This window comes from Paenibacillus sp. Lou8.1 (genome assembly GCF_024213565.1).
GTDB lineage: Bacteria > Bacillota > Bacilli > Paenibacillales > Paenibacillaceae > Paenibacillus > Paenibacillus polymyxa_B.
Genome location: NZ_JANAVN010000011.1, coordinates 172,291 through 196,519 on the forward strand (window position 1 = coordinate 172,291; position 24,229 = coordinate 196,519).

The window sequence follows — 24,229 nt, forward strand, 5'->3', positions numbered from 1 at the left end:
GGCCATTTTTAATTGTCGAGCCGTTCAGGAAGCGATACAATGAATAATGCTCATAAAGTGAATCGTTTCACAATAATATTTTTAGCAGGAGAGGATTATATGATTCATTTGCAAAAAGAAAGCGGACGTATCCGTCTTGTGCTGGATGCCTATTTTATGGGGGAAGATATCATTGTACTCATTTCTGGCGGTGATCAGCCGCATTTGGGAACGATTACAGCAGGGGCCAGGCTCGAGCCGATTCAAACTGTGCAATTACAAAACCATAAGGAATTTTATATTACCGAAGAAATTGCAGTTCGCTTGCGAAAAGAGTTTGCGGGCAATTTTGCCATTTGCTGCGGGGCGCATTTGGATCATGCAACCAAGGACGAAATCAGAGTGCTGACAGATATGGCTATACAACTGGGAAAAGAGCTCATTGGAAAACTCAAGCAAGCACGCTAGTAGCGACCTTTTTAAGTGAACTCCTGAAAGAGCAGATTGCGATAGGGATACTTGCTAAAGGGATACTTAAAAAGCAAGGCAAAGCCATCATCCTCAATTTGTACGGATTTCAGTGCAGAGGATGGAATCAAACTACGGATTATGACATGAACTGCACGCTGGTCTTGTCTGTTGATCGCTTTAGCTAAGGCAGAAGCAAAACATGGATTGCGTGCCAATTCGCGATACAGCGGAAAAACGGCTTTTGCGATGGCGCGATGAACTCTCGGCTCAAACGTAAACTGCACAGTCCCCGGTGGAATCGTCGTTCCATTCGTATAATAAAGCATCGGTGGCTGAGCTAAAAAGGAAATGAAGTAGCCGATGCCATTCGTGCCTAAGCCTTGTTTGGCGGCAAATGGCGCTACTGAGCAGAGAAGGGATTTCATCCGATCCAAATTGCCCTGAACGACAGCTCGTGACCATTGGACGGCAAAAGCACGTCGGGTTGCAATAGCTTTGTAAAAGGGTAGCATGGCAGCGGATATTTTCCTAAGTGTTTCTGCATTTAAACGTTTGTGAGGCGAGCCCTTTCTGCGGGATGTTGCACGATATAGCATAGCTCCGACCTCCTTGGCAGGATGCTCTCATGGAGCGCAATTGATCTGTAACAGGTAAAATACTGTATGCCCGGTTACCTCAAAAAGTGCTAATATCGCTATGTTTCTTCTTTTTAACGTTCTAATTTAAAAAATTGAAATAAGTACTGTCCTGATTTGTAAGATTGTGGTACCCTAGAACTTATATAATTGCTATTTTACTTATTGGAGTTGAATTTAACAGATGAGTGATTTGTACAAGGAGCCTCAATCTTCCGATCCTTTTCAGGAGACGAACGATTATAACGCCCCATTTAACCCGCCTCCAGTAGTTCCACCTACAAATAGTAAAGCTGTTGCCTCGATGGTGCTTGGGATTTTATCTGTGGTCATTCCCTATCTCGGGTTGATTATCGGAATTGTGGGTATTATTTTGTCCAGTCTTTCCCTGAAGGAAATTAACCGTCATGGCGAGCAAGGCAGAGGTATGGCCATTGCTGGATTGGTATGTAGTATTATCGGTACACTGATTTATACACTGATCATCATTTTTATAGTTATTGTTTTTATTGTAGCGGCCTCCAGTGGCGATCCAGATGTTTTTTCAGACATTTAATGAATTGAAGAATGCTTGAGTCAGACAAACCATTCACGATTTGACTATTGGATGCTATGATAAAAGGAGTCCAATAAAGGAGAGTGAAGCCGTATGGCACGTACTCAAACACAAAAAGCGCTGAGCAAGGCAAAGCGCGCTGGAATCTATTGCGCGGCACAAAGCCGCAAAACGAATGACCATTATGGCGAGATTTCACAGCACATACGAATGAAGCCGACCAAGCAAGAACAATTACAAAAGGTCAAGCACAAGAAGCGAATCGTTCAGAGCGACGCTTCTTTTTTTGTTTTTAGAGAGAACAGCAGGGTCCTTTTCGACGTGGCTTTATAAAGTAAGCCTGCAACCAGACGTTGAGCAGAGAAATGATTGTGTGGATTGAATAGCGCTTTTCTGTACCGAAAAAGGACTTGATAATAATTATCATTCTTGTTAGAATATCATAAGAAAGAAGGAACCCGGGCATGGGCTCCTTCATTATAAAGCTTAGGCTTGAATTCAAAGATTTACTTGGCTTCGAAGGTTTTGCAGTCTGTTTCTTCGGATTTGTGAGTGTCTTCAGGTCTGTTGCTTACGATATAAATGGAGCTAGCGCTACATTTATTTTCTTGGGCCCAGTACGTACATGAATTGACTTCACACAGAACGTCTTTTGCCATGTTGTACACCTCCTTATATGGTTGTGATGGGCTGAGCAAATAGTATCACGGTCAGTCAAGGTAGGACTTGTCCAACTGTGTTTACCCTCTTGTCAGGAAGAGGGACTTTGCTATGCCTACTGGTACAATATCAAATGAAATTTAAAATTGCAATGTTTGCTTCATTTTGCAGTTTGAAGCGCACACAAGTGTCCCTTTTAATTAAAAAATAAAAGCTGTCCTCCATGCAGACCGAAATGTTTCTCTGCTGGAGAACAGCTTTTTTTGTTTTTCTGACATAATGACGATATGAAAAGACTTAGCGCACGTTAGGAATAGTTACGATGGGATCGATGTCAGCATCATAGTCTACGCCCTCAAACTCAAAGCCGAACAGTTGGAAAAATTCGTGACGATATCCTTCAAGATCTGACAATTCGTAGATATTGTTGGTCGTCAGCGCCTCCCATATCTTTTCAACCTCTGCCTGTACGTCTTCGCGCAGTTCCCAATCATCAATACGAATACGTCCTTCTTCATCTACAGGAGTTTCTGGTGCGTACAGACGCTCAGCAAACAGGCGGTAGCTCTGTTCTACGCACCCTTCATGCAGCTCTTTTTCCTTCATTACCTTATATAAAGCAGAAATATACAGAGGAACGACAGGGATAGCGGAGCTAGATTGGGTAACGAGTCCTTTGGTGACTGCGACGAAGGCGCGTCCGCCTGTAACTTTCAGCTGATCGTTCAGCTGATGCGCTGTCTCCTCCAAATGATCCTTTGCACTTCCGATACTGCCTTCTCTGTAGATGGCTTGCGTAATATCTGAACCAATATACGAAAAGGAGAAGGTTGTTGCAGTATCAGCCAATACACCGCCTTCACGCAAGGCGTCAATCCACAATTTCCAGTCCTCACCACCCATAACCTCTACCGTTGCTTGTACTTCTTCTTCTGTTGCGGGTTCAAGCGTCACGCTGCTGACTTCCCCGGTGTGGAAGTTAACGGTCTTGTTTGTGTAAGGCTTACCAATAGGTTTGAGCACGGAATTAAACGTTTCGCCTGTGCGAGGATTTGTACGACGACCTGAAGCGACACTGTAAACCACCAGATCGACTTGTCCCAGTTCTTCGCGAATGGCTTCCACCGTTTTGGCTTTGACCTCATTCGAGAAGGCATCGCCTGTCACGCTTAAGGATTTAAGCCCAGCTTCCTGAGCAGCTTTTTCAAATGCAGCAGAATTGTACCAGCCTGCCGATGCTGTACGTGTGGCCGTAGCATTACTAGGGCGATATACACCAATTGTATTGGCACGCGCACCGAAGGCAGCAGTAATGCGAGAAGCCAACCCATATCCGGCAGATGCCCCGATCACAAGTACATTACGGGGTCCCTGGATAGCAGGACGGGCCTGTACATAGTCAATTTGCTCCTGAACATGTTGGGCACAGCCCACCGGATGAGCAGTGGTGCAGATAAAGCCACGTGTTCTTGGTTTGATAATCATGTTATTGTAATTCCTCTCTTCTTGTAGCGATCTTCACCCTTACTATTTTAACTTTTAACTATTTTTTTTCAAACGTGGATTTCAGTAAGTATCCTTTTTACCCAAAAGTGTATCCTTGCACAGGGTGGCAAGTGCCTAAGGGCCTGCATATGATGCTGTAACGATAAATACGAGAAGGGAGAGAGCTGCTTGAAGAATAAGAGCCGCAAAACCATAAGAAACAAAAAGCCGCTCTATAGTGTAATTGACCCGGATATGAATGAATTAAGTATGATACAGCGCGTGAAGCCACAGCCTGCGGAGAGGGAGACAGAAGCAAGACTTCATCAAGTTGCTTCTCCGCCTCCCCCAACCAAAGAGGAGCCGGAGCTACAGACTGTTGTCGAACCTGAAATCGAGGTTTCGCATGAGACAGAGGTTGAAGGTGCGGATGCTGAGGAGACTCAAGTGTCGATAGAGGAACCCCAAGAGCTAGAACCAGAACCAGAGCTGGAGCCAGAGCCAGAACCTGATCCAATTGATGTGGAGGAAATTTTGAGCAATAAAAAGGCCCCACATGTAAACAATGCTTTCATCTATACAGACGATTTGAGCGATTTCGCTGTGACGGGTGAGAAGATCGCTCCCGCTTCCATAGATTTCAGCAAGCTGAAACAAGAGAGCATCCACACGGAATCTCTGGCGGATTATGCCGTTCAAACGATTAAGATAGCCGACGGTGCTGTGACTTCTTCGAAGATTGCCGCAGACTCCATTACGGTGGAACATCTGTCGGACGCATCGGTGTCAGGCAGTAAATTGCAGGATCGCTCCATCGGTGGTGAAAAACTTCGAGATGGCAGCATCACTCCTGAGAAGCTGGCTGATAAGATTATCAGCGGTGATCATATTGCGAATGGCTCCATTGAGAGCCGTCACTTCAAACAATGGATCGTGTCTTCAGATATGCTTCAAGATCAGTCGGTCACCTCGGATAAAATTCGCAGTGGTACGATTCAATCGAACAATTTGGCTAATGAAGCTGTCGACAGCTCCAAGCTGGGCGATCAATCTGTGACCACTTCCAAACTGCGGGATGGTGCTGTGGATGGAGCTAAAATCCAAGCTGGCAGCATTGAGAGTGCACACCTGACCGAGCATGCCGTTCATGCAAGGCATCTGGCCCCCGGTTCGATTAATCGCAAGCAGCTATCCAATGGAATTGTGGGCAAGGAACAATTGGAGGAAGGCGTTGTCAGCGGGCGTCATCTGGAGTCTGAGGCAGTGACCAGTGCACACATTCAGGCTGGAGCGATTGAAAGAAAGCATCTGAGTCCTGGCTCCATCGGGGAAGAGCAGCTTGGAACGGGCCAAGTGACAGCCCGCCACCTGGCGGATCGGAGCATTCAGTCCAATAAACTGGCAGATCAATCTGTAGGCTCATTGCAAATTGTCGATCAATCCGTCACTTCATCCAAGATATCGGATCAGAGCATTTTACCACACAAAATTGCCGACGAGGCGGTACTTACCAGACATATTGCTACAGCAGCCATACAAGGTCCCCAAATTTCTCCGGAGGCAGTCTCTTCCGTACACCTCCAGTCCGAAATCATTCGAAAAGATCATATTGCATCGGAGGCGGTTACGGAACAACATTTGCATTCCGGGGCTGTGACGAGCGAGAAATTAGGGAAGGGGGCAGTGTTGGAACACCATGTGGCGAATCAGGCTGTCAAGGAAAATCACATTGCTTCGAGCGCGATTAAGTCTGACAAAATTGCTGACGAAGCAGTGACAGAACCTAAAATTGCCACAGGAGCGGTAACTGGAAATAAGATTGCCCCTCAAGCCATTACACACGCACACATTGCAACGGGGGGAATTCGTGAAAACCACCTTGCCGACAACAGTGTGGGTGGAAAGGCATTGCAGGCTCAATCCATCGATTCGACCCATCTGGCCCAGAGTTCTGTGCTGAGCAAACATCTTGGGGAAGACAGTGTTGGAACCTCAGCTTTGCAAGAACAGTCCGTTACCGCAGACATACTAGGGGAAGGTGCTGTTCAAACCGCGCACCTGGCCAGCGGAGCGGTGTACTCCCATCATTTGCAGGATCATGCCGTTACTTCACTGAAACTATCGCCGGAAAGTGTGGCCACGGATAAAATCAATGATTTGGCGATTACGGCTCCTAAGTTAGCTGAGGGTAGTGTCACTTCCTCTAAGCTGTCTGCTCGTTCCGTGCAGCCGTGGCATATTACGGATAAAGCGGTGCAGAGTAACCATCTGGCTGTTGAAGCGGTGGAGGCGAATCATCTCGCTCCGGAATCTGTCACCTCTAATCATTTGCAATCTGCATCGGTCCAAACCAAACACCTCGCCCCCGACAGTGTGTCCGGTCATGCACTTCAGTCAGAAAGTGTCACCTCTGAGAAGCTAGCGGCCCGTGCTGTGCAGGCTTCCAATCTGGCAGAAAACAGCGTGGGTCCCGGACATTTGGCTGCGCAAGCCGTACACACTCAGCATTTGGCTGCAGGAGCAGTGCAGGAGACGGAATTAGCCCAGAACGCTGTAAAGTCTGTACATCTTGCGCCCGAATCCATCCAATCGGAGCACTTGCAAAGCGGGGTCATTCAGGGAGAGCATATCGCATTGCAGGCTATAGCGACTCCGGCCTTACAGGATGAATCGGTCACCTCTGCCAAACTGTCGGAGGGAAGCGTAACTCCCACCAAACTGTCTGCCCATGCCGTGCAGTCCGGACATATTATGGACGAAGCTGTACAAAGCAACCATTTGGCTGTGGCGGCCGTGGATTCGGCACATCTGGCTGCAGGAGCGGTCACCTCAGTGCATCTACAGGCTTCCTCGGTGCTCACGAGACATTTGGCCCCGGATAGTGTGTCCGGTCGTGCGCTTCAAGCGGAAAGCGTCACCTCAGAAAAGCTGGCAGCCCGCTCGGTACAAGGAATGAACCTCGCGGAAGGCAGCATCGGCCCTTCACATCTTTCTGCGCAGTCGGTGCACACTCGGCATCTGGCAGCTGGAGCAGTACAGGATAGAGCACTGGCAGAGGGTGCAGTGAAGTCCGTGCACATCGCACCGGAATCCATCCAGCCACATCATCTGCAAATTGGAACCATTCAGGGAGAGCACATCGCGTCACAGTCCATATCAACCGATGCTTTGCAGGATGAGTCTGTTACGTCCGATAAACTGGCGGATGAGGGTGTGACTGCCGCCAAGCTGTCAGCCCACTCGGTCCAGCCGTGGCACATTACAGACGAAGCGGTGCAAGCCAAACATCTGGCAGAAGAAGCCGTCCAGTCCAATCATCTGGCCCGGGAATCTGTCACCTCTGCCCATTTGCAGGCTTCAGCGGTGCTTGCAAGCCATCTGGCTCCAAATAGCGTATCTAGTAGTGCGCTTCAAGCAGAAAGCATCACCTCGGAAAAGCTGGCGGCAAACTCGGTGCAAGCGACGAATCTCGCGGAAGGCAGCGTTGGCCCTCCACATCTGTCCACGCAAGCGATACACACCCGGCACTTGGCAACGGGCGCAGTACAGGACAGAGCGCTAGCAGAAGGGGCAGTGAAATCCGTGCACATCGCACCGGAGTCCATCCAATCGCATCATCTGCAAACGGGAACCATTCAGGGTGTGCATATCGCCTCACACGCGATATCGACCGATGCTTTGCAGGATGAGTCCGTTACGTCCGACAAGCTGGTGGATGAGGGCGTGACTGCCGCCAAGCTGTCAGCCCACTCGGTCCAGCCGTGGCACATTACAGACGAAGCGGTGCAAGCCAATCATTTGGCAGAAGAGGCTGTCCAGTCCAACCATTTGGCCCGGGAATCCGTCAGATCTGCCCATTTGCAGGCTTCAACGGTGCTTGCGAGCCATCTGGCCTCGGATAGCGTATCCAGTAGTGCGCTTCAAGCAGAAAGCGTCACCTCGGAAAAACTGGCGGCACACTCGGTGCGAGCGTTAAATCTCGCGGAAGGCAGCGTCGGCCCTTCACATCTGTCTGCGCAGGCGATACATCCCCGGCATTTGGCACCCGGCGCAGTACAGGACAGAGCGCTGGCAGAAGGGGTAGTAAAGTCCGTGCATATCGCACCGGAGTCCATCCAGTCGCATCATCTGCAAACGGGAACCATTCAGGGTGTGCATATCGCCTCACAGGAGATATCGAACGATGCTTTGCAAAATGAATCCGTTACGTCCGACAAATTGGCGGATGAGAGCGTGACTGCCGCCAAGCTGTCTGCCCACTCGGTCCAGCCGTGGCACATTACAGACGAAGCGGTGCAAGCCAATCATTTGGCAGAAGAGTCCATCCAGTCGAACCATTTGGCCCCGGAATCCGTCACCTCTGATCATTTACAGGCTTCCTCGGTGTTTGCGAGACATCTGGCCGTGGACAGTGTGTCAGGTCGTGCGCTTCAAGCAGAAAGCGTCACCTCGGAAAAGCTGGCGGCACGCTCGGTGCAAGCGACGAATCTCGCGGAAGGCAGCGTCGGCCCTTCACAATTGTCTGAGCATGCCGTACATCCCCGGCACTTGGCAACGGGCGCAGTACAGGACAGAGCGCTGGCAGAGGGGGCAGTGAAGTCCGTGCATATCGCACCGGAGTCCATTCAGCCGCACCATCTACAAATTGGAACCATTCAGGGTGTGCATATCGCATCACAGGCGATATCAACCGATGCTTTGCAGGATGAGTCGGTTACGTCCGACAAACTGGCGGATGATGGCGTGACTGCTGCCAAAATATCTCCTCATTCGGTCCAGCCGTGGCATATTACGGACGAAGCGGTGCAAGCCAATCATTTGGCAGAAGAGGCCGTCCAGTCGAGCCATCTGGCTCCTGAATCTGTCACCTCTGCCCATTTGGAGGCTTCGGCAGTGATGACCCGGCATATTGCCCCCGGGAGTGTATCGGTTCACGCGCTTCAGGCAGGCAGCGTGAACGCTGAGAAGCTTGCGCTTCGGGCGGTGCGTGCTTCGAATCTGGCAGAAGCCAGCGTAAACTCCGTGCATTTGACGGAGCATGCCGTACACGCTCAGCATTTGGCCGATGGGGCGATCCAAGGGTCCGCACTGGCAGAGGGCGTGGTGCAGTCCAGGCATATCGCGCTGGATTCAATCCAGTCGGAACATCTGCAAGCAGGGGCAATTCAGCCACAGCATGTAGGCTGGCAGGCGGTGGCTGAGGATGCTATACAGGAAGGTGCGGTGACGTCCGGCAAGCTGGCAGATGGAACGATACAGTCCCGCCATGTGGCTGAGGAAGCTATTGAAAGCCACCACATTGGAGAGGAAGTTATTGATTCGCATCACCTAAAGCCGGGCTCGGTGACACTGGCTCAGCTGTCCACAGATATTCATCTCTCCGGACTTTTGCCAGAGGAAGGTGTCAGTGGCGACAGACTTCAGGCAAACAGTATATCTCGCAGCCATCTGCAAGCTCAGGCCGTCGACAGCGAGGTACTGAGCCCGGAAGCTGTGGGTCCAGAGCATCTGCAGGCTGCTGCGGTACAAAGCCATCATGTGGCAGAGCAGAGCATTGAAGGTCATCATCTGGTGGAAGGCTCTGTAGGCTCACGTGAGCTGGAGCTAAACGCAGTGAAGCCGGAGCATTTGAGCATCACTCCGGTCCGTACTTGTGCGAATCAGCCCGCATTGCAGCAGTTTGGCAGAGCGCCGTTTCTTTTGAAAGGTAGTGAAGGAGAGACGGAAGTGACCATTGTATTCGGGGAGCCTTTTGTAAACCCAGACTACACGTTGGTAGCGATGACGAACCACCCTCTCTTTCATGCAACGCTGAAATCTCAGACGCCGAATGGAGCAGTGATCGTCGTAACCAAGTGGAACGAAACCGCGCATAATTATGGTATTATTTCCTGGATCGCCATTGGCTAGTGAAGATGGTTATTGTAGAACTCATAGCGTGCAGACTCATGTATTTTCTAAATACATGAGTCTGCACGCTTTTTCATATACTTTTCACACATTTGCTCCACAATTATCCCGAATTCTCCTGATAAGCTAAAGATACTTTAAAGGAGAGGTGATTCAATCATGAAAAAATGGACTAAAAATGCAGCAGCCGTATTAACCGTAGTAAGTGTACTGGGAGGAGCAAGCAGTGCATTCGCCGCTACAGCAACAACGACTCCAGCGAGCACTGCACCAGCGATCAAAGCTCCTGTGGTTACGACTCCGGCTACCAAAACACCGGCAAAAGCACCTGTGAAGAAAACACCTGTGGTGAAAGCACCTGTTAAAAAAGCTGTAACAGCTCATAAAACAACAACCAAAGCGAAGAAAGCCCCTGCTAAAAAATCCGTTGCGAAAAAAGTGGCTAGCCACAAAACAAAAGCAGTGAAAGTGCAGCACCGTACAGTTAAACATCATGCCAAAAAACATAATGCTGTTAAACACAAAGCAACAGCTCATAAAACTCGTGCACATCATGTCGTAGCTAAAAAAGTGACTCACAAAGCTCCAGTTAAAAAAGTAGTCCCAGCAAAAACAGTGAAAACAGCGCCAAAAACAGCTGCTAAAGTAGTAACAACCAAGAAATAAGATTGATGTGTAATTAGCTTTCAGCTCGCCTGGCATATACAGCAGCGATTCATGATAAGAAAGACGGGACCGGGAACGGTATACCCGTCTTTTGTCTATTCTGCTGGGCTTCTGTTAAGCTTAAAGAGAGGATGGAAGCATCCAGAACAACGGCAAGGGGTTAAGGCCATGACAAAAATAGTAGTAGTGGATGACGATGTGTTCATTTTGCAATTAATATCTGAATATTTGAAAAAAGAATCCTACGAGGTCACTTCCTTTTCCAGTGGTAAAACACTGGTAGAGCATATCCGTACGAACCGTCCGGATTGTCTCGTTCTTGATATTATGATGCCTGGCATTGATGGGCTTTCTCTACTGACTCAGCTTCGAGATTTTACAGAAATGCCCATCATTATGATCTCTGCCCGTGGAGAAGAAAACGACCGTATTCACGGGTTAGAGCTGGGATGCAGCGATTTTTTGACCAAGCCCTTTAATCCAAGAGAATTGGTAGGAAGGGTTAAAGCGATGCTGAGGCTGAGCAAGGCCGGAATGTCTGCATCGGACGATAGGCAAGCGGCAGGAAGCGCAGATCTTTGCCATGCGGGCAATCTGTGTATTTTTGCTGACTTTCGTAAAGTCACAGTGGACGGACAAGAGCTAAATTTGACCTCACGTGAATTCGACCTGCTGCTGTTTCTTGCGAATCATCTGGAAAGACCTTTTGGCAGAGAACATCTGATTCAGCAGGTGTGGAGCTATGATTTTATAGGTGATGTGAGGGTTGTGGATGATCTGGTCAAACGGATTCGTAAAAAGTTAGCTGAATATCACTCTACGCTCGTCATTAACACCGTATGGGGTTTCGGCTATAAAGCAACGGTTCAGGAGTTATAACCATGCGTACGATGAGAGCTAAAATACTGCTTTCCCTGTCCATCGCCATGCTTATTACCGTCTGTATTACGGTCGTTTTATTCATCAGGCTTATCGACGACATTCTGGTGAATCAGGCTAAATCCAAGCTCCATGAGCAGGCGCGCAAAGCCGTCCATATTATGAGCGACGGAGGCTTTGATCGACTGGATAATGCTGAATTGAACTATGTTATCAAGGGCGTGCTTTTATCTGCCGATTACTTTATTTTAAGCACGGATAACCGCATCATCGACTCAAGCGTCTCTGGAATGGAAGGCAAAAAGATCGAGCGTTTGCTTTTGATCCGCCAGGGATTTTTTGCATCGGTTCATCCGTCTCCCCAGGATCTGACCGCTACACATGAAGGGGTAGCTGTGCTTCAAGGTAAAAAGGTACTGTTTACGAATGAGGAATTGCCCGGACAACCTTTTCGTATTTTTGTATACTCACCCTTATCTTCCTTGAGAGCACTGTATGTACCGTTAATGAGAACCACATTACTGTCTATCATCGCGGGTTTTTTGGTGATTCTCGTCATTGGTCTGATGGTTGTCTCGCGTCTAGTGCGTCCGCTTAAACGATTGAAGGAGGCGGTAGGCAACTATGAGCCTAATCAGCCGCAGGATAGTGATTTTCCGCAGGCGGATAAAAGTGAGATCGGCGAGCTGATCGGTACCTTTCATTCCATGTCCGCCCGTATTCAGCAGCACCACCAGGGTCAAATTGAATTTCTACAAAATGTATCTCACGAGCTAAGGACACCGTTAATGTCCATTCAAGGCTATGTATATGCCATTCAGGATCAAGTGGTATCCCAGGACGAGGGGCTGAGTATCATCAAAGTGCAGTCCCAGCGGTTAATTGACATGGTGGAAAAGCTGCTCCAGCTATCAAGGCTGGAAGCGCTGAATGAGGAATGGCCTGTATCTCTAATTGATCTAAGAAGCATGGCAGAGGATGCTGTTCATTTATTGATGCCAGTGGCTGCTGAACGTTCTATCTCGCTTCGAGTGGAGGGAGAGGGCCTGCATGTGGCCGTTCCGGCCGAGCAATTGTTCCGTATGATGTTGAATTTGTTGCAAAATGCAGTTCGGCACACCTCTACGGAGGTTGTCATTCATTTGGAGACAGGGACAACACCGGAGGTTGTATGGGTTATGCATGTGGATGATGATGGAGGAGGGCTGACCGAACAAGAGGCAGCCGAGGTGTTCGGAAGATTCTATGCGGGCTCGAATGGTGTCACAGGTCTTGGATTGGCTATTTGTCGTCAAATTGCTACCCGATTGAACGGAGAACTACTCTGCACCCGTTCGCCATTGGGTGGAGCACGCTTCAGCTATATCCAGCACATGTTATAAATGAGTACAAAAATGGGTAAAAATGATCGTTTTTTCGGCCTAATATCCCATTTATCTAACATAGTATGAGAGGTTTTTGGTGATATTTTAGATATAGCTTGACTGGTAGGTACTAAACTGAGTAAAATTAATCGTATATACCTTGACTCCTGGACGTCGTTTTTTTAGATAGTGGTCAATAATAGTGATGAATAATAAATGAAAGAGTGATGAGATGAACCGCCTTTTGGAAGTGAAGGACTTAACGATATCTTTCAAGACCCGTCAGGGACTAGTGCAGGCCATTCGTGGCGTAAACTTTCATGTCAATAAAGGAGAGACGCTGGCGATTGTGGGCGAATCCGGCTCAGGCAAAAGTGTAACCTCACAAGCTGTTATGAAGTTGATTCCGACCCCTCCGGGCATCTATCAAAAGGGTCAAATTATGTTTGACGGACAAGAGCTGATTAATAAAACAGAAAAACAGATGCAAAAAATTCGTGGTAAGGAAATTGGCCTGATTTCTCAGGACCCAATGACTTCGCTTAACCCGACGATGAAAGTCGGCAAGCAGATCACGGAAGTGCTTTTCAAGCATGAAAAAATATCCAAGGATGCTGCTCGCAAGCGGGGTATTGAGTTGCTGAATCTGGTAGGCATTCCACATCCTGAACAGCGTTTTAACCAATATCCGCATGAATTTAGTGGCGGTATGCGTCAACGTGTCGTCATTGCGATGGCATTGGCTGCTAATCCGAAACTTCTGATTGCCGATGAGCCGACGACAGCGTTGGACGTAACGATTCAAGCTCAAATTTTGGAGCTGATGAAGGATCTTCAGAAAAAGATCGATACTTCCATCATCTTTATTACGCATGACCTCGGTGTTGTGGCGAAGATGGCGGATCGTGTTGCCGTTATGTACGCAGGACAAATCGTGGAAACAGGTACGGTTAATGAAATTTTCTACAACCCGAAACATCCATATACATGGGGCCTTCTCGCTTCTATGCCAAGTTTGGACAGCCATGGTCAGAAGCTGGCAGCTATTCCGGGAACACCTCCGGATCTGCTTCACCCACCTGTAGGGGATGCTTTTGCAGCCCGCAGTTCTTATGCTATGAAAATTGACTTTGAGAAAGAGCCTCCACTCTTTCAATTATCCGATACGCACTTTGTAAAATCATGGTTGCTGCATCCAGATGCGCCTGCGGTTGAGCCACCAGAAGCGGTAAAGGCTAAACTTCGTAAGCTGGATAACGCATTTGAAAAGCCGGTTTTGGTAGAACAATACGGCAGTTAATACGCAACGTAATTTATAACTAAACCAATGAGAAATAAAAAGGGCTGTTCTCTCCGTGTGGAATCATTCTACGGAGGAAACAGCCTTTTTGGTGTAAAATCATAGGTTGTATGAGCCTGTGGTTATTGGTGTTAGCGGGCAGTGCTTACAGCTTACCGGAACCGGCTTGGGAAGTGACTTCTGCCTTCACACTGGCGGATGGGGAAATTTTATCGTTCAGCGATGGTTTCCAGCCTACAGAGGAGCTAAGACCCACGCTGGAGCCTGCGTTAACAGCTTGTCCATTCAGGATTGTGCCCGTATCTGACAGGGCAGTTCCTCCAAAGACAGTCACGATTTTAGCTGCAGATAAACCGGCAACGTCAATGACATTGTTTTCGGCGAAGATTTTGGAGGATTTACCTGCACCCCATATATACAGTGAAGGATATTCGGAGCGTTTTACATCACCTGTATAGTAATTGTTGTACAGATGGACTTGTCCATACCGCACGCGTGGTGTGCGTTGTACCGTGTTTTCATAATAGTTGTGATGCAAGGTTACACGTAAAGCTCCTTCATCTGCTGTTTTGCTGTCGCTGTTGCCAATAATCGACGATTTATCATGATCGTAAAAGTGATTGTAAGAAGCCGTAACCAGATCGCCTTGGTTAATCACATCAAGAAGTCCATCATGATGCTGGTATTCTTGACCGTAAAACGTACCGTTTTGGCTATCAGGGTGAGATCCATCATTGAAGGTATTGTGGTCTACCCATACATGTGTGGCGCCGTTAATTGTAATGCTGTCATATTCCGAATTCCAGTTGCCTGTGCTGCCGTCCGTTGGGTCCCACTGAGGAAAATAATCATAGGCATCCTGGAACTCAATATTACGGATAATGACGTTGTCTGTCCCTTTTTTTAGCTGGAGGTTTGCGCCGTTAATGACGGCGTCGCTACCCAGCCCGACAATGGTTGTATTGGACGGAATATCAATGACGACACGACTGGCTTGATTTTTTTGTGAAGCTTCGCGTGCCTTTTCCAATGTGCCAGACGGAGCCTTTTTCCCCCATGTGGATGGGTCATACGCTTTGAGGTAGGCGTCAAAATTATATTTAGGGTCCTTGTAGTCGTCCAATCCTAACGGTTTATTATTGTCATCGACGTTGGCGTTGATCGTGCCTTTGACATAAATGATTTTAGGCGCTGTGTTGCTGCTCTTGCCTAAGGCATCGACAAGTTGTTTGCGATTCGTTACGGTGAAAATATTGGAGGTAGTCGCCGCAGCTCCACCTGTTGTGCCTGTAGAAAAGGCTGCCCATCCGTTTTTGCTGCCGAGCGTCTCCTTGCCAATATCGCTGGCTGCATGAGCAGGTGCACCTATAGGAGCCAGAGTAGTGAACAGTAGAGCCGCTGCGATTCCGAGTGAAAATCTCTTTTTCATAAAATACCTCCGTATATTGGATTAATGGAGTAGATGAACGAAGGGAGTCCCGGGTGCTCCTGTGGTTTCTACATTTTCTATCATACTTCGTGTTCCAGTATTTGTTAATATAATAAAAGTTACATACTAAAATTTTTGTCGAATTTTTTATATAATTCAATAGACCCCTTCTTTTTCCAATCAATACGTATATGTAATAATGAAAACGTTAACAATCACACGAAATAGGAAATGTATATATGAATATATGGAATTGTTTATGTGTTTTTCTCAGAATGTTAACGATTTCATTTCGATTTATAGATTTTTGAAGAATCCTCAGGTAAAATGGCTTGTAATAAAGCTGAGGAGGAATGGGCATCATGGCAGAGCATTTAGCAGATATCTTGAAGTTGTTGAAGCAAAAAGAGTGGGTAGATTTGTCCCACGCTTTTTATCCTGAAATCCCTCATTTTCCAGTATTCGATAATGTTCAGGTGGATACCCTGTTTACCCACGACGATGGCTTTTTTGTAAAACAATACTGCTTTCCCGGTCAGTATGGGACTCATATTGACGCACCCGTTCATTTTGTGAAGGGCAAACGTTACTTGCATGAGCTTTCGTTGAAGGAACTGGTTTTGCCGCTAGTTGTCATTGACCGTTCAGCAGCCGTTGCAGCCAATTCTGACTATGAACTTACGGTTGCGGATATTTTGGACTTTGAGAAAGAGCATGGACGCATTGCTGATCAGTCCTTTGTCGCTTTTCGCAGTGATTGGAGCAAACGTTGGCCTGATTCAGATGCCTTCTCAAACAAGGACGACGCTGGAGATGCACACTGTCCGGGCTGGTCGCTGGAAGCGCTACGCTTTTTGGTAGAAGAACGGAATGTAGCTGCCATTGGACATGAAACACTAGATACTGATTCCTCTGTAGCTTATCGCAATGCTGGCAAGCTGGTAGGGGAATATTACATATTGGAGCAAGATCGTTATCAAGTTGAGGTGCTGACGAATTTGGACAAGCTGCCCCCGACGGGCGCGGTTATATATAATATCGTTCCGAGCATTCAGGATTCCCCCGGATTTCCGGTGCGCTCCTTTGCTATTTTGCCTTAACCATACAGTACTCAGTCATTGATAAAACGATAATATTATCATCTTGAACTAAAAGACCGATTCAGATATCGACATCTGAATCGGTCTTTTCTAGCTTATATGGGGTAATGTACAGCGTGAATGACCGTTCAGTCCATCTTGAATCAAAATAATGAAACGTCTTAAGTGATAATCGTTACGGTAGGGGCAGAGATGGTGGGCTGAGTTGATATGGTGGAGGTTGTACTGCTAAAATCTGTTATTTCTATAACAACTGGGACACCTGGTGTAATATCTACGGAGGCAATGACCAAACTTGCTGTGGTTAGGGTGAATAAGGAGCTCTGCTGAATAACTCCGTTAATATAATAATTAGAAGAATCCGTAGCTGCTAATGTTGGCAAAGCAACAACTGGAGCATCAGCGTCATCTACAAAACTTGCAGCAGGAACGGTTGTTACTGTTGCTCCGATCATTCCAGCTGTAATGGTTGCAAAAAAGCGAGTCGTGGCTGGGGCTATAGTCGTGGTTACGGCACCACCTGTTGACACTGGAGCTGTAGCTACTGCTGTGAACACAGGTTTTATGATTGGCATAGTTCTCATCTCCTTTCTTTACTGGTAATGAGCCATTCGCTGGCTCTTAATCAATAAATGATTTTTCAACCTATTTGGAAACGGCATATTAACCTTTCTATTAATAATAGGGTAAATGGAGAAGGCCCTATTTTGCTACAAATATAGATGGAAGCGAATACTTGGAATCGGCATGCTACAGATGCCTAAAACCCTAAAGGGGGATGTGCATACAATACATAGCATGAGAGAAGGAGGTGCATACGGCTGGTATGAGGAGACGCGATTCATCACTAAGAAGGCAAGGAAAGAGAACCGTACATTGCAAGACCAACAAACGTAAAAAGTGTAAAACAAGTTATTCATTCCAAGGTAGAACAAAAACAAGGTTCAATGCCAAAAAGCATCCAAAGCTAATCATGCACCGGCGGTGTAGAAATATTCCTGTCAAGCGGAGGAAAAGAATGGGCCAGACGGGAAAGCGAGGTGTTCCGGGTTCGACAGGAGCACAAGGCATTCCCGGTTTGACAGGGTTACAGGGTGAAACTGGTTTGACCGGAGTACAAGGCATTCCAGGTTTAGCAGGAGCGCAAGGCATACCGGGAACTGCGGGAGCACCGGGAGTCCAAGGAATACAGGGTCCAGCAGGAACACGGGGAGCGCCAGGAGTGCCAGGTCCGGCTGGAGTCCAAGGTAGTTCAGGTGCAACAGGTGCACCTGGCCCTACTGGAGCACAGGGCATAGCGGGCCCTACCGGCGCCCAAGGAATAACAGGCCCAACCGGTCCGGCAGCTGACATTTCAAATATTGAAATTATACCCATAGCTGAGCGGTATTTTTATTTTGCGCCTGCTACAATTGAATCTTCAATCACGATTATGGTAGATCAATTTTCTGTAGATGGTGTACAGGAGGTCTTTCAGCGTTTTAATGTCGGAAGCAACAGTTACGCCAATCTATACATTAACGGCATGATACAAGAAAGCACATTGTATAGCCTGACACCTGAATCGCTGACGATTCGCCTTAACGAAGGAGAGGCAATTCTCTCCGGCACACCTATTATTGTGGAAATTGTCCAATTTAGTGTGCGATCCAGTGGATGATACGGTTTGCGGTGAGGCAACCCAGAGGCAGATACAGCTGTTTCTTGGGGCAACGAGCCTTTGCATCCGACATGCCAAAGCTGAAGACCGACTTTGGAGCCTTGGTCATGGATGGCTTGCACGACTTTTTTGCAGCGGGGAAATGTGCTCGTCGCTCCATAGGCCAAGATTGCCTGAGTCTTTTCCCTGCTGGGTGGCTGCGTGCATCTCAAGCATAATTAGTCCCAACTGTCCTAGCGCCCGTTTTATTCGGTTACATATCTATTTTATATGAATAAAATGGGGTGATACACGTATAATTTAAGGTGTTTATAATTAATCACATATAAAAACATGGTGTATTAGGTTGGATTCAATATATTTTAAATGAAGGTATGAAGAGGGAATGAGCCTGCATAAATATAATTTGCATTTTAGTTAGTTATCGCTTACTATAAGCTTATGAATAAGAAAACACATATAGACAGCAAAAAGAAAGATATTCTGCAGGCAGCGATGTGCTTATTTGCAACCAAAGGAATTGACGGGATTTCGGTCAAAGAAATTGGAGAGGCTGCCGGTGTGACGGATGCCGCGATTTATAAGCATTTTAAGAGTAAAGATGCGATGGCCTTGGAAGTATTCGGGCAATATTGCAATAGCTACACCACATTAATTGACTTCTATCGCAAGCAGAGTGGGAGCTTCGTCAGTCGTTTCCATCAACTGGTGGATGAAGTGCTGAATATGCATGATGAGGACCAGTATGGCTTGCTTCTACTATCACAGCATCATGAGTTGTATGTTGAAGCAAGCCAGAGCCAAAATGTCCGTCAGCCGCTGGAGGCGTTGACTGAATTCATCGAACAGGGGATTCAACAAGGTGAACTGCCGAAGCAGGATGCTCAGCTATCCGGTGTGCTCATCATTGGAGCTATTACACGCTTGTCCGTGTCCAGCCTGGAAGGTGAACTTCCACAGCAGTTGGTCCCATTTGCAACAGAGGTCAAACAACGTTTAACTGCTTTATTAAGTAAAGGTCAGTAGTGACCTTTTCTTTTTAAATATAAAGTTAGTGTTTTCTAACTAAAAACATAATATGAAGGTAGGAATGGTTTATATGTCTAAAAAAATATTGGTAATTCAAGGGAATCCTGTCGCTGGCAGTTATGGAGAAGCGTTGGCTCAATCCTATGTAAAAGGGGCGAAGGCCGCAGGGGCAGAGGTTCGTTTGTTGCAGCTATCCGAGCTTGATTTTAATCCAAATCTATTAGGTGGATATCGTAATAAATTGCCGCTGGAGCCTGATTTGATTCAAGCACAGGAGTCGATTAAATGGGCAGAACATCTCGTTTTTGTCTTTCCGATCTGGTGGGGCAGCTTGCCTGCATTAATGAAAGGATTCATTGACCGTACCTTTATGCCGGGATTTGCGTTTAAGTATCAAAAAGGAAAACCCCTGCCTGACAAGCTTCTAAAAGGAAGAACGGCCCGCCTCATTACAACGATGGACGGTCCACACTGGTACTACCGATTTTTCCAGGGACAGCCTGGGCATCGAATGATGAAGGATTCCACGCTGCATCTATGTGGTGTCAAACCAGTGCATTCTACTGCGATTGATCTCATGAATAAATTATCGGATCAGCAGCGCAACGATTGGCTGAGCAAGGTGGAGCAGCTGGGACGAAGCATGAGCTAGGTTTTCGCCTGCCTGCCCCAAATCCATTGGCTACAGGTAAACCATGGTGGTATCTGATCATAATTGACCTTCAAAAAGAAAAAACACCGCAATGGGAGCAACTGGCTCGCATTGCGGTGTTTGGAATCGCTCATGTTTGCAATCAACGTTAAATAAATATCGATGCAACGATTAAAATAAATCCGATCGCTAGACCGGCAGGGCCCCAATAATGCATAGGGATAAAAAACAGGCTGTGCTGGGTTCCCATTCGATAACGTTGCCCCGTTTCCATATCAACTAGCACTTTGTCCGAGTCGGCGTTAAGCGCCTTTCCCAAGTACCAGATAATAACCCCCGACACAATGAACACAAAAGCCATCGGTAGCCGGGAATCTATGGAGTCAAGCCCTAGAGCGGATACTAAACTCCCGACAATAACAAATAAGATCCCTGGAATAACGATGTTTAAAATACCGAAACCCTTCCAAATAATCACATGAAATCTTCCTTCCTAAATTTAAATCCAACATATGTATTTATCGGTTAAAAGAGAGATTTAGTTTACAAAATGACCCATTCATTGTGGGATTTACAATGTGTAAAACTGGAAGGGATGTGTCAAAAAGGGGAGAAAAAGCTTAGTTTGCTATTTTTTTATTGTGTCGATTTTTGAAAAAAATATGACCACCATTTAGCTATGTAGGTGGTCATATGATGAATTCAAAAATGTTCCTGTTAGTGGAACACTGTGAACAATTAATCAAGTTTATTGAGGAGCCTTTGCTCGAAGAAGATTTAATCCTAATCCGATGAAGATTATCCCGGTTATTTTGTTTAAATAGCTGCCAAGCCTTTGGTTGACTTTTATTTTTTGGGTAATGTAAGAGGAAAAATAGGCAATAAACAAGCACCATAATAATCCGGTGAACGAAAATGTAAGTCCTAAAATGATAAATGGAATGGGACCAGAAGCCTTTGTATCAATAAATTGTGGAAGAAAGGCAATGAAAAACAAAGAAACCTTGGGATTCGTAAGACTTGTCATCATCCCTTGTAAATATGTTTTTCTGTTACTGTGTTGTTTATTGGATTCAGAGGCACTAAAACTTGCATTTGTTTTATCCAATAACATTCTTACTCCTAAATAAACTAAATAAATAACTCCAATTATTTTAATCATGTTGAACAAGATAATTGACTTTGTAAGTATAATTGACAAACCAAAAGCAACTAACAGCGTATGGATCAAAGAACCACTAATGATACCGAAAACAGAATACACACCGGCTTTTCTCCCCTGCGCAACACTTTTTCCAATTATATACATTGTGTCTGCACCAGGAATTAGATTTAGGAGGATTCCAGTAAGCAAAAATACTTCATAATTTACAATTCCAAACATTTTTGAGCACCACCTCTTCATTATGAAATACATTAAAAGGTAATGATAATTTAGTAAATAGCTCATTGTCAATCTTCAATATCTGTTATACGTTTATGTAAGTTTACCTAAAAAAACCGCTTTTCACCCCTCCATAGGTCTGGCATGACCTGATCCTGAAGGAGGGAAAGCGGCTTTTACAATGAGAGTATACTACGTAGTTACTCATTCACGATAATTAGCAAAAAACATGGGCAGCCTGTCCTGTGTCAAATGCCCAAAGGATGGGCCGTTGTCATATACCCGTGGAGCAGGCGACAGGCCTATTCTGCGGTTGCTTTCGCTTGTTCCGCTACGAAAACAACAGGCTTCATAATTCGACTCAGCATATCTTGCTTCGGACGATTCCAGGTAGTCCAGTCATCCAGCAGCAGCCCGCCTGTGTCGCCACTATTCGGATTCAGGGACCAGTACGTAAAGTACAGGTTGTTGGCACCAATATAGTCTACGAGTGCATTTTGCCATTTCCCCTCAGAAGAAGACAAATCAACATTACGACCGCCGAATTCACCGACCAGTACCGGAGCTATGTTTTGCTTGCTGATGTAGCCCCAGGTTTGATCCCAGATCGCTGGCAAGTTGGACGGGAAGGCCGGATCGTTGAACCATGGCTGCGAAGACACACCAGGGCCGTAATCATGTGGAGAATATACGACACGGTTCGGTACGTCCAGAACGACAGGATAGTTGGCTACACCTGTCAGGTTGCCACCCCACCAGTATTGGCTGTTGTTGCCTTGTACATTGTGGTCTACACCTTCTACGAGAATCAGCCAATTCGGATTCACGGACAGAATCGCATTCCCTGCACGTTGTGCCGCCAGACGCCAGTCTGTGGAGGCATTGCCTGTGCCCCAGCTTGCTTGACCGTGTGGCTCATTGTGTAAATCCGCACCAATGACGGTAGGGTTGTTTTTATAACGATCAGCCAACATTTTCCAGTCGCTAATCCAGCGAGACTCAGGGTACTGGGATGTGTACCACAGCTCGGATTGCCCACCTGAGCTTGGACGGTGACGGTCAAGGATAATCTGAATACCGCGTTGTCCAGCTTTTTCGATCAGCTTGTCCATAATTTGAATCGGAGTTAATCCGACCAGATCAGGGTTTTTGTGATAATCAATACTGTCTGGACGAGAACTGGAATCGAACAACTGATTGCTGTAAGGCAGACGAATCAGATTGTAGCCTTCTTTCTTCACTTGATCTAACATGTCGTCCATTGAACGGCTCCACAGTCCATGCAAGGTATAATTAGGGGTTTCCAAACCGAACCAGTTCAGACCGTTAAATGCCGCCTCTTTCCCGGATTCGTCTACAATCTTGTTTCCTTGGGTGTGATAATATCCTTTCACACTGGCTGCATCTACTGAAGCGGGAGTATAGCCATACAGTGTGAAGCCCATTACGAGGGAGGCAATGACGAAAAATGTTTTTTTCATTCCTTTTTTCTTCATAATTCTGCTTCCTCCTTTATTTAAAAGAAATTGTAACCGATTACATTTTTATTTTATGTTCAAATCTTCCATCAAACAAGTTCATAAAATTCGTATCTTTCTAAGATTTCGTTCGAATTCAATAGATTCGTAACAACGGATGGTTAAGCTTAGTGTCCAGCTTTTGTGGGAGCGGTTGTTTATGGGCTGGATGGCACGCTCTAACTCTTTATTTATTATATTTTCCTGCTGTAAAAGAAGGTATATAATAAAGTGAAATTCACTTTACATACAGGTTGCAGAATATATATTTGATAAAATAACACGCCTGACATGCAAAAAGGAAAGGAGGGTAATTATGGTAACAACGATGAAGGAAGTTGCAGAACGTGCCGGGGTGTCGAAGAGTACAGTTTCGCAGTTTCTACAAAAGAGATACAACTATATGAGTGAAAACACCAAGAAGAAGATCGAGCAAGCGATTGAGGATCTCAGTTATATACCCAATGAGGTGGCACGTAGTCTCAAGCAGAAGAAGACCTTCATTGTGGGGGTTATTTCTTCAACCATTTTATCGAGATTTACTACAGAAGTCGTGCGTGCCATTGAAGATGAATGCCAACTGGAAAATGTCCAGGTCATTGTCTGCAATACCGATGATGATTCGCTCAAAGAGAAAAAGTATGTCCAGTCGATGATTGCTCGGCAAGTGGATGGACTTATCATTTTCCCGACGGAAGAGAACAAGAAATTATATGTTTCCCTTGTCAAGAATGGCTATCCTTTCGTGTTTGTGGACCGAAAAATCGATGAAATCAGCGTAGACACAGTGCTGTTGAATAATGAAAAGGCCAGCGAGCTTGCGGTTGAAGCACTCATTGAGCATGGTCATAACAACATTGGGATTATCACGTTCCCCTTAGGCAAAAAAGCGATCACTACACGAAGTGAGCGACTGTCAGGTTATCGAAATACGTTGGGCAAACATGACATCCCAGTGAATGAAAACTACATCAAAAGCGGCAGGTTGGATGAAATGCCCAATCTGATTGGACAACTATTCCACATGGAGAATCCGCCCACTGCAATCATTGCTACGAATGACATGATTTTGGAGCAGGTGCTGATTTATGCAAAAAATAATCATCTGACCATACCTAATGATTTTTCCTTGATTGGCATAGATGATGTATCCTTTGCGTCTTTTTATAATCCGCCGATCACCACCGTTTCCCAGCCGAGTTTTGAAATGGGGAAAAGAAGTGCCCGGCTACTGCTGGAGAAAATTGATCAAAAAGAACAGGATCATGAGGAACTGTCAGAAATCATCCGAATGAATCCGGTCATTAACCACAGAGAATCTGTCCAAAAACTGAACTGAATGATTGAATAAGTGCTTTTTATCTTTTTGAAAACGTTTTTATGAATTCTATTGTAAAAAGAAAATAAAGAGCTATAATGATCTTATGATTCGAGTCATGAATACCCTTTCATTTATGTATGTCCTGATTTTAGTGATGTTGCGATTGAAGAGAGGGGAGGAATGAAGCTTAGACGAATAATGTATGGAGTTAGTTGTGATTTAATTCACAAAA

23 protein-coding genes are annotated in these 24,229 nt (G+C 46.2%); 15 read left to right on the top strand and 8 right to left on the bottom strand.

The window, feature by feature from the left end; genetic code table 11:
- The first annotated feature begins 99 nt into the window (after positions 1–99).
- Entirely contained in the window at positions 100–447 is a 348-nt protein-coding gene (gene lpdD, locus NLX78_RS17130) for a prenylated flavin chaperone LpdD (protein WP_254328736.1), read from the top strand.
- An 11-nt stretch (positions 448–458) separates the two neighbouring features.
- Here the strand turns inward: lpdD and NLX78_RS17135 are convergent, their stop codons facing one another.
- Positions 459–1,046: a hypothetical protein gene (locus NLX78_RS17135; protein WP_254351067.1), complete on the bottom strand. Its 588-nt coding sequence runs from the start codon at positions 1,044–1,046 to the stop codon at positions 459–461.
- Positions 1,047–1,269: 223 nt separating this feature from the next.
- Here NLX78_RS17135 and NLX78_RS17140 point away from each other — a divergent pair, with 223 nt between their 5' ends.
- Positions 1,270–1,641, top strand: a complete 372-nt coding sequence (locus NLX78_RS17140) for a DUF4190 domain-containing protein (protein WP_254351068.1) — start codon at positions 1,270–1,272, stop codon at positions 1,639–1,641.
- 93 nt (positions 1,642–1,734) lie between these two features.
- A complete protein-coding gene (locus NLX78_RS17145; protein WP_069290141.1) occupies positions 1,735–1,974 on the top strand; it encodes a hypothetical protein in 240 nt (79 codons plus the stop codon).
- A gap of 173 nt (positions 1,975–2,147) precedes the next feature.
- Here NLX78_RS17145 and NLX78_RS17150 read toward each other — a convergent pair whose 3' ends face one another.
- Positions 2,148–2,300, bottom strand: a complete 153-nt coding sequence (locus NLX78_RS17150; protein ID WP_013311427.1) for a DUF1540 domain-containing protein — start codon at positions 2,298–2,300, stop codon at positions 2,148–2,150.
- Between the two features lie 298 nt (positions 2,301–2,598).
- Positions 2,599–3,786 carry an enoyl-ACP reductase FabV gene (fabV, locus tag NLX78_RS17155; protein WP_254351069.1) on the bottom strand — a complete coding sequence of 396 codons (1,188 nt, stop codon included), beginning with the start codon at positions 3,784–3,786 and terminating at the stop codon, positions 2,599–2,601.
- A gap of 189 nt (positions 3,787–3,975) precedes the next feature.
- Between fabV and NLX78_RS17160 the strand changes: the two genes are divergently transcribed.
- The 5 genes from NLX78_RS17160 to NLX78_RS17180 all read left to right on the top strand — a co-directional run bounded on the left by NLX78_RS17160 (position 3,976) and on the right by NLX78_RS17180 (position 13,905).
- Positions 3,976–9,696 (top strand): WIAG-tail domain, encoded by a 5,721-nt coding sequence (locus NLX78_RS17160; RefSeq protein ID WP_254351070.1) that lies wholly within the window; start codon positions 3,976–3,978, stop codon positions 9,694–9,696.
- A 159-nt stretch (positions 9,697–9,855) separates the two neighbouring features.
- Entirely contained in the window at positions 9,856–10,362 is a 507-nt protein-coding gene (locus NLX78_RS17165) for a hypothetical protein (RefSeq protein WP_254351071.1), read from the top strand.
- A gap of 168 nt (positions 10,363–10,530) precedes the next feature.
- Entirely contained in the window at positions 10,531–11,241 is a 711-nt protein-coding gene (locus tag NLX78_RS17170; protein WP_061828739.1) for a response regulator transcription factor, read from the top strand.
- A gap of 2 nt (positions 11,242–11,243) precedes the next feature.
- The gene (locus NLX78_RS17175) at positions 11,244–12,623 is read left to right on the top strand and encodes a sensor histidine kinase (protein WP_250260728.1); all 1,380 of its coding nucleotides are present in this window, start codon (positions 11,244–11,246) and stop codon (positions 12,621–12,623) included.
- A gap of 214 nt (positions 12,624–12,837) precedes the next feature.
- On the top strand, positions 12,838–13,905 hold the full coding sequence (locus tag NLX78_RS17180; RefSeq protein ID WP_013311421.1) for an ABC transporter ATP-binding protein: 1,068 nt from the start codon (positions 12,838–12,840) through the stop codon (positions 13,903–13,905).
- A gap of 145 nt (positions 13,906–14,050) precedes the next feature.
- Here NLX78_RS17180 and NLX78_RS17185 read toward each other — a convergent pair whose 3' ends face one another.
- Positions 14,051–15,334: a pectate lyase family protein gene (locus tag NLX78_RS17185; protein WP_254351072.1), complete on the bottom strand. Its 1,284-nt coding sequence runs from the start codon at positions 15,332–15,334 to the stop codon at positions 14,051–14,053.
- A gap of 362 nt (positions 15,335–15,696) precedes the next feature.
- Here NLX78_RS17185 and NLX78_RS17190 point away from each other — a divergent pair, with 362 nt between their 5' ends.
- A complete protein-coding gene (locus NLX78_RS17190; RefSeq protein WP_061828742.1) occupies positions 15,697–16,434 on the top strand; it encodes a cyclase family protein in 738 nt (245 codons plus the stop codon).
- A 161-nt stretch (positions 16,435–16,595) separates the two neighbouring features.
- Here the strand turns inward: NLX78_RS17190 and NLX78_RS17195 are convergent, their stop codons facing one another.
- Entirely contained in the window at positions 16,596–17,009 is a 414-nt protein-coding gene (locus NLX78_RS17195) for a DUF4183 domain-containing protein (protein WP_061828743.1), read from the bottom strand.
- Between the two features lie 443 nt (positions 17,010–17,452).
- Between NLX78_RS17195 and NLX78_RS26580 the strand changes: the two genes are divergently transcribed.
- The 5 genes from NLX78_RS26580 to NLX78_RS17220 all read left to right on the top strand — a co-directional run bounded on the left by NLX78_RS26580 (position 17,453) and on the right by NLX78_RS17220 (position 19,927).
- Entirely contained in the window at positions 17,453–18,094 is a 642-nt protein-coding gene (locus NLX78_RS26580; RefSeq protein ID WP_302057416.1) for a DUF4183 domain-containing protein, read from the top strand.
- A 71-nt stretch (positions 18,095–18,165) separates the two neighbouring features.
- Entirely contained in the window at positions 18,166–18,312 is a 147-nt protein-coding gene (locus tag NLX78_RS26750; protein ID WP_367988353.1) for a hypothetical protein, read from the top strand.
- Between the two features lie 223 nt (positions 18,313–18,535).
- The gene (locus tag NLX78_RS17210; RefSeq protein WP_069290133.1) at positions 18,536–19,120 is read left to right on the top strand and encodes a TetR/AcrR family transcriptional regulator; all 585 of its coding nucleotides are present in this window, start codon (positions 18,536–18,538) and stop codon (positions 19,118–19,120) included.
- 73 nt (positions 19,121–19,193) lie between these two features.
- Positions 19,194–19,775, top strand: coding sequence for an NAD(P)H-dependent oxidoreductase (locus NLX78_RS17215; RefSeq protein ID WP_103049409.1), 582 nt, complete (start codon positions 19,194–19,196; stop codon positions 19,773–19,775).
- Positions 19,733–19,927, top strand: a complete 195-nt coding sequence (locus tag NLX78_RS17220; RefSeq protein ID WP_254351073.1) for a hypothetical protein — start codon at positions 19,733–19,735, stop codon at positions 19,925–19,927. The genes NLX78_RS17215 and NLX78_RS17220 overlap by 43 nt, the downstream gene beginning before the upstream one ends.
- Here the strand turns inward: NLX78_RS17220 and NLX78_RS17225 are convergent.
- The 3 genes from NLX78_RS17225 to NLX78_RS17235 all read right to left on the bottom strand — a co-directional run bounded on the left by NLX78_RS17225 (position 19,924) and on the right by NLX78_RS17235 (position 22,655).
- Positions 19,924–20,253: a hypothetical protein gene (locus NLX78_RS17225; RefSeq protein WP_061828748.1), complete on the bottom strand. Its 330-nt coding sequence runs from the start codon at positions 20,251–20,253 to the stop codon at positions 19,924–19,926. The genes NLX78_RS17220 and NLX78_RS17225 overlap by 4 nt on opposite strands.
- A gap of 270 nt (positions 20,254–20,523) precedes the next feature.
- On the bottom strand, positions 20,524–21,159 hold the full coding sequence (locus NLX78_RS17230) for a LysE family translocator (RefSeq protein ID WP_069290131.1): 636 nt from the start codon (positions 21,157–21,159) through the stop codon (positions 20,524–20,526).
- 302 nt (positions 21,160–21,461) lie between these two features.
- Entirely contained in the window at positions 21,462–22,655 is a 1,194-nt protein-coding gene (locus NLX78_RS17235) for a glycoside hydrolase family 5 protein (RefSeq protein WP_254351074.1), read from the bottom strand.
- A gap of 337 nt (positions 22,656–22,992) precedes the next feature.
- Between NLX78_RS17235 and NLX78_RS17240 the strand changes: the two genes are divergently transcribed.
- Positions 22,993–24,015: a substrate-binding domain-containing protein gene (locus NLX78_RS17240; protein WP_061828751.1), complete on the top strand. Its 1,023-nt coding sequence runs from the start codon at positions 22,993–22,995 to the stop codon at positions 24,013–24,015.
- Positions 24,016–24,229 lie beyond the last annotated feature (214 nt).

What these genes read in the sequence shown, in the direction of transcription:
- lpdD (WP_254328736.1), top strand. Translation starts at nt 100, where the DNA reads ATGATTCATTTGCAAAAAGAAAGCGGACGTATCCGTCTTGTGCTGGAT.
- NLX78_RS17135 (WP_254351067.1), bottom strand. Translation starts at nt 1,046, where the DNA reads ATGCTATATCGTGCAACATCCCGCAGAAAGGGCTCGCCTCACAAACGT.
- NLX78_RS17140 (WP_254351068.1), top strand. Translation starts at nt 1,270, where the DNA reads ATGAGTGATTTGTACAAGGAGCCTCAATCTTCCGATCCTTTTCAGGAG.
- NLX78_RS17145 (WP_069290141.1), top strand. Translation starts at nt 1,735, where the DNA reads ATGGCACGTACTCAAACACAAAAAGCGCTGAGCAAGGCAAAGCGCGCT.
- NLX78_RS17150 (WP_013311427.1), bottom strand. Translation starts at nt 2,300, where the DNA reads ATGGCAAAAGACGTTCTGTGTGAAGTCAATTCATGTACGTACTGGGCC.
- fabV (WP_254351069.1), bottom strand. Translation starts at nt 3,786, where the DNA reads ATGATTATCAAACCAAGAACACGTGGCTTTATCTGCACCACTGCTCAT.
- NLX78_RS17165 (WP_254351071.1), top strand. Translation starts at nt 9,856, where the DNA reads ATGAAAAAATGGACTAAAAATGCAGCAGCCGTATTAACCGTAGTAAGT.
- NLX78_RS17170 (WP_061828739.1), top strand. Translation starts at nt 10,531, where the DNA reads ATGACAAAAATAGTAGTAGTGGATGACGATGTGTTCATTTTGCAATTA.
- NLX78_RS17175 (WP_250260728.1), top strand. Translation starts at nt 11,244, where the DNA reads ATGCGTACGATGAGAGCTAAAATACTGCTTTCCCTGTCCATCGCCATG.
- NLX78_RS17180 (WP_013311421.1), top strand. Translation starts at nt 12,838, where the DNA reads ATGAACCGCCTTTTGGAAGTGAAGGACTTAACGATATCTTTCAAGACC.
- NLX78_RS17185 (WP_254351072.1), bottom strand. Translation starts at nt 15,334, where the DNA reads ATGAAAAAGAGATTTTCACTCGGAATCGCAGCGGCTCTACTGTTCACT.
- NLX78_RS17190 (WP_061828742.1), top strand. Translation starts at nt 15,697, where the DNA reads ATGGCAGAGCATTTAGCAGATATCTTGAAGTTGTTGAAGCAAAAAGAG.
- NLX78_RS17195 (WP_061828743.1), bottom strand. Translation starts at nt 17,009, where the DNA reads ATGCCAATCATAAAACCTGTGTTCACAGCAGTAGCTACAGCTCCAGTG.
- NLX78_RS26580 (WP_302057416.1), top strand. Translation starts at nt 17,453, where the DNA reads ATGGGCCAGACGGGAAAGCGAGGTGTTCCGGGTTCGACAGGAGCACAA.
- NLX78_RS26750 (WP_367988353.1), top strand. Translation starts at nt 18,166, where the DNA reads ATGCCAAAGCTGAAGACCGACTTTGGAGCCTTGGTCATGGATGGCTTG.
- NLX78_RS17210 (WP_069290133.1), top strand. Translation starts at nt 18,536, where the DNA reads ATGAATAAGAAAACACATATAGACAGCAAAAAGAAAGATATTCTGCAG.
- NLX78_RS17215 (WP_103049409.1), top strand. Translation starts at nt 19,194, where the DNA reads ATGTCTAAAAAAATATTGGTAATTCAAGGGAATCCTGTCGCTGGCAGT.
- NLX78_RS17230 (WP_069290131.1), bottom strand. Translation starts at nt 21,159, where the DNA reads ATGTTTGGAATTGTAAATTATGAAGTATTTTTGCTTACTGGAATCCTC.
- NLX78_RS17235 (WP_254351074.1), bottom strand. Translation starts at nt 22,655, where the DNA reads ATGAAGAAAAAAGGAATGAAAAAAACATTTTTCGTCATTGCCTCCCTC.
- NLX78_RS17240 (WP_061828751.1), top strand. Translation starts at nt 22,993, where the DNA reads ATGGTAACAACGATGAAGGAAGTTGCAGAACGTGCCGGGGTGTCGAAG.